The sequence below is a fragment of the Novosphingobium sp. genome, assembly GCF_049240505.1.
In the GTDB taxonomy this organism is placed as follows: Bacteria; Pseudomonadota; Alphaproteobacteria; order Sphingomonadales; family Sphingomonadaceae; genus Novosphingobium.
The window spans coordinates 1-4,570 of sequence record NZ_JBMLSM010000162.1 but is presented as its reverse complement, the minus strand read 5'-3'; the positions used below and the strand labels follow the sequence as shown (position 1 = coordinate 4,570).

At 59.6% G+C, this 4,570-nt stretch carries 4 protein-coding genes; 2 read left to right on the top strand and 2 right to left on the bottom strand.

The window, feature by feature from the left end; all coding sequences use genetic code 11:
• Together lon and ACOVQ0_RS13070 are read left to right on the top strand one after the other, a co-directional pair.
• A partial coding sequence (gene lon, locus ACOVQ0_RS13075; RefSeq protein ID WP_421885122.1) for an endopeptidase La occupies positions 1 to 1,734 on the top strand: 1,734 nt, incomplete at its 5' end.
• 508 nt (positions 1,735 to 2,242) lie between these two features.
• Entirely contained in the window at positions 2,243 to 2,515 is a 273-nt protein-coding gene (locus ACOVQ0_RS13070; RefSeq protein ID WP_168852829.1) for an HU family DNA-binding protein, read from the top strand.
• 107 nt (positions 2,516 to 2,622) lie between these two features.
• Here the strand turns inward: ACOVQ0_RS13070 and ACOVQ0_RS13065 are convergent, their stop codons facing one another.
• Together ACOVQ0_RS13065 and rlmB are read right to left on the bottom strand one after the other, a co-directional pair.
• Complete coding sequence (locus tag ACOVQ0_RS13065; RefSeq protein WP_421885120.1) at positions 2,623 to 3,483, bottom strand: hypothetical protein; 861 nt, start codon at positions 3,481 to 3,483, stop codon at positions 2,623 to 2,625.
• Between the two features lie 20 nt (positions 3,484 to 3,503).
• Complete coding sequence (gene rlmB, locus ACOVQ0_RS13060) at positions 3,504 to 4,337, bottom strand: 23S rRNA (guanosine(2251)-2'-O)-methyltransferase RlmB (protein ID WP_421885118.1); 834 nt, start codon at positions 4,335 to 4,337, stop codon at positions 3,504 to 3,506.
• Positions 4,338 to 4,570 lie beyond the last annotated feature (233 nt).

Genomic DNA, 4,570 nt, shown 5'->3' with positions numbered 1-4,570 from the left:
TATTACCTCAACGAACAGTTGAAAGCGATCCAGTCCGAACTGGGCGGCGGCGATGGCGAGGAAGCCAACGAACTTGCCGAGTTGCAGGACAAGATCGACAAGCTGAAGCTTTCAAAGGAGGCCAAGGCCAAGGCGCAGGCAGAGCTGAAGAAGCTCAAGACCATGCAGCCGATGAGTGCCGAGGCAACGGTCATCCGCAATTACCTCGATGTGCTGCTGGGTCTGCCGTGGGGCAAGCGCAGCAAGCTGAAGAAGGATATTCCGGCAGCTCAGGCCATCCTTGATGCCGATCACTATGCGCTCGACAAGGTCAAGGATCGCATTGTCGAATATCTCGCGGTTCAGGCGCGTACCAACAAGCTGAAAGGCCCGATCCTGTGCCTCGTCGGTCCTCCGGGCGTCGGCAAGACCTCGCTCGGCAAATCGATCGCGAAGGCAACCGGTCGCCAGTTCGTGCGCCAGTCCTTGGGTGGCGTGCGTGATGAGGCCGAGATCCGTGGCCATCGCCGCACCTACATCGGCTCGCTGCCGGGCAAGATCGTGACCAACCTGAAGAAGGCCGGCACCGCAAACCCGCTGTTCCTGCTCGACGAGATCGACAAGCTGGGGCAGGATTTTCGCGGCGATCCTGCGTCTGCGCTGCTGGAAGTGCTTGATCCCGAACAGAACGCGAAGTTTCAGGACCACTATCTTGAGCTGGACTTCGATCTTTCGGACGTGATGTTCGTCTGCACGGCGAACAGCCTCAACCTGCCGCAACCGCTGCTTGATCGCATGGAGATCATCCGGCTCGAAGGCTATACCGAAGACGAAAAGGTGGAGATTGCCGAGCGTCATCTGATCCGCAAACAGGTAGAGGCACACGGGCTGAAAAAGGGCGAATTCACCCTTGAAACCGAAGCCTTGCGCGATCTGATCCGCTACTACACGCGCGAGGCGGGGGTGCGCACGCTGGAACGCGAAGTGGCGCGTCTGGCACGTAAATCGCTGCGCCAGATCCTTGAAGGCAAGACCAGGAGCGTGACGATCACGCCCGAAAACCTTTCGGACTTTGCAGGCGTGCGCAAGTTCCGCCACGGCATGTCCGACGAGGAAAATCAGGTAGGTGCCGTTACCGGCCTGGCGTGGACCGAAGTCGGCGGTGAACTGCTGACGATCGAAAGCGTGACGGTGCCGGGCAAGGGCGCGGTCAAGACGACCGGCAAGCTGGGCGAGGTGATGAGCGAGAGCGTCCAGATGGCGTTCAGCTTCGTTAAGGCGCGCAGCCCTGCTTATGGCATCAAGCCGTCGATCTTCAACCGCAAGGATCTCCACATCCACTTGCCCGAAGGCGCAGTGCCCAAGGACGGACCGAGCGCTGGTATCGGCATGGTCACTGCGATGGTTTCCACGCTCACCGGCATTCCGGTGAAAGCCGATGTGGCCATGACCGGCGAAGTGACGCTGCGCGGTCGCGTTCTGGCGATTGGCGGTTTGAAGGAAAAACTTCTCGCGGCTCTGCGCGGCGGCATCAAGACGGTGCTGATCCCCGAGGAGAACCGCAAGGATCTTGCTGAAATACCGGCCAACATCAAGGAAGGGCTGGAGATCGTTCCAGTCGCGCACGTTGATGAAGTTCTGGCACGTGCTCTGGTCAGCGCGCCGCAATCGATCGAATGGACCGAGGCGGACGATCTTGCATCGCAACCAACGGCAGCAGTTGCGGGGACGATGACTTCGCCCACGGCGCATTAGAGCACTTTCCGACCGATCTGGTTCACCGTGACGGAGCCGAATTTGTTTCAGGGCAAGGCGCGAGGAAGGAGCAATGCTGAGGCATTGTGACTGACGAGCAACGCTGCGCTGGAGCAAATTCGGCCCGCCGCTTTGCGGTTGCGATAGGAAGCTCGCTGGACAGCGTTGCATCGCTTGCAGGGGCAACCAGCCCTTGCTGCACGCTGCGCCTTGCCAGTGAGCTTCCTATCGCAATCACGATGATCCAGATTGGTCGGAAAGTGCTCTAAGACCACCCAAGCATGACCAGCAATTGACGGAAGGCCTTGCGCAAGGAAATTGCGCAAGGCTTTCGCCTGTCGGCCAACATGCCGAAATTACGGGCAAAATGGGGCCATTCCGTCGCTTTAGCCTTTGACAGTCGAGATTTTCTCCGCTCTCTTTCGGCCCACGCAAATAGGCGATTCAATCCCGAAGTTTCTCAATCGTAAGATTTTGGCCCAAGAAAAAATACTTAGGGGGTTTCCGCATGAACAAGAACGATCTGATCGGCGCAGTTGCCGAAGTCAGTGGCCTGTCCAAAGGTGACGCGACGAAGGCTGTTGAAGCGGTTTTCGAATCGATTTCAGGTGCCTTGGCCGGGGGCGACGAAGTGCGCCTGGTCGGTTTTGGTACTTTCTCAGTTGCAAAGCGCAAGGCGTCCACGGGCCGCAACCCGCGCACCGGCGAGCCAATGTCGATCAAGGCATCAGCCCAGCCCAAGTTCAAGGCCGGCAAGGGCCTGAAAGACGCGGTAAACTGAACGGCATCGGTTTTTCCTGCCCAGCGGGATGAAGCTGCCAACATGAAAAACCGCCCCGGTCAGGCCGACCGGGGCGGTTTTTTGTGGTTTCTGAATATTATGGTCAATCAGGGCGCGATGCGGATGAGTGCGCTTGGCGCTTCCTTGGTGCGGGCATTGACCTTCCATTGCAGAGTCTTGCCGGCAGGACCGGCGGCAGGGCCTTCATCAGTGTTATTTGCCAGAATTTCGCCGTTGGTCACGATAGTCAACACACCATCAAGCACGGGCATTCCATTCCCGCCAACCTTTTCGCTCTTTTCGTCTGCCGCCGCTGCGGCCATGCTCATGAACGGCGTTCCTGTTGACGCGGAAGTCAGAGCAGGCGCGTCAATCCGCACGCTGCCATCGGCGCGGCGTATCATGGTGACGAACGGCGTGATCATCGGCAGCTTTTCGACGGTGGGGAAGTTGAAATCGTGATCTAGCCGTCCGGTGACGGCGTATTCCACTTCGAAGCGTCCGTCGCCCTTGTCGATGACGGACTTCCAGCCTTTCTGTCGGCGCAGACGCTCTGCAAATTCCTGCGCGGCTTGCGGGTCGGCAGGATCGATGCCGCCCATCATGGTCTTCATCATCTGATCATCGGAATCCTGCTTGGCTTTAGAAGCAGCCTTGCTGGCAGCGACATCCTCTTCCCAGACCCTTTTCTGTTCGGTCAGTTCGTCAGCGGTGCATTCGCGCTCGTCACTCGTGTCATCGTCATAGCAGGTTGATGGTTCGAACGTGGCACTGGCGTTTTTCCGTTCGCGTTCGTCAGCGGCAAGCTTGGACAGCGCAAGGACGTGGATATCACCTTTGTAGCTGAAACTGAACGTGCCGTCCTTGCGCAATGTGATGTCCGACGTGAAGCGACCCGGCATCAGCAGGCAGCCGGCCAGCAGGAGAAGAGCGGCAACAGCCGCGCCAAATTTGATCGAACGATTCATGGGTTCCCTCCCTTGCCTGCTCAAGCTTCGCGCCCAGTTAAGCTTTCGCGTGTCGCCACGGCATAGAGCGCGATTGCGGCCGCGTTCGAAACGTTAAGGCTTTCGATTGCCGAGGCAATGGGCAACCGTGCAATCGCATCGCAGTGCTGTGCTACGTTATGGCGCAGGCCTTCACCCTCTGCGCCTAGCACGAGTGCGACCGGACCAGCGGGAAGGGCCGAGGGGAATACGGCCTTGCCATCCCCATCAAGGCCAATGCGCCAATAGCCTTCCTCTGACATGCGTTCGAGCGCGCGGGACAGGTTCACCACGCGCACCCAAGGAACGACTTCCAGTGCGCCGGATGCCGATTTCGCCAGAGTGCCCGATTCGGGCGGGGCATGGCGATCTTGGGTAACCAGCGCTGCCACATCGAACGCCGCACATGATCGCAGGATGGCGCCGACATTGTGCGGATCGGTAACCGAATCGAGAACGACGATGGCGCGGCCTTCCGATTCTTCGAGAATATCATCGAGCGCTACGTCATCGAGCGGAGCGCAATCGAGCACGAGCCCCTGATGCGGGGCGTCCTTTGCGACGAGCCGCGCAAGATCGGCAGCCTGTGCATATTCGACCGGCAGCGAAGATGGCAGTTCCGCATCGTGATCGTCCAGCATGGCCTGAATCGCCTCGCGCGTGCCCCACAGCTTTTTTGCGTCGCGGTCGGGATTGGTCAGCGCGGCTTCCACGGCGTGCCGGCCCCACAGACGGATAGCGCCCGAACTTCCCCGGCCGGAGCCGCGCCCGCCCTTGTTCCGACCGGCGCGCCCGCGCAGTGCGCGGCCCTTGGGTTGATCGTCGTGACGGGGCATTGGCGCACCTTTTCTGCAAGCTTGTTGGAAAATTCGTGCCGCGTTTGCCAGCCTGCCCATTGACAGGCAAGTCTCCCTTCGCCAAAGGGGCCGCCTCTCGGCCGGACGGTCTCCTCGGAGATCAAAAAATCGGCTTTCCTTTCGGGGAAATCCGGCACCGGCAGCACTGGTGTGGACAGGTGGCCGAGTGGTTAATGGCAGCAGACTGTAAATCTGCCCGCGAGAGCGTACGC

What these genes read in the sequence shown, in the direction of transcription:
- ACOVQ0_RS13070 (WP_168852829.1), top strand. Translation starts at nt 2,243, where the DNA reads ATGAACAAGAACGATCTGATCGGCGCAGTTGCCGAAGTCAGTGGCCTG.
- ACOVQ0_RS13065 (WP_421885120.1), bottom strand. Translation starts at nt 3,483, where the DNA reads ATGAATCGTTCGATCAAATTTGGCGCGGCTGTTGCCGCTCTTCTCCTG.
- rlmB (WP_421885118.1), bottom strand. Translation starts at nt 4,337, where the DNA reads ATGCCCCGTCACGACGATCAACCCAAGGGCCGCGCACTGCGCGGGCGC.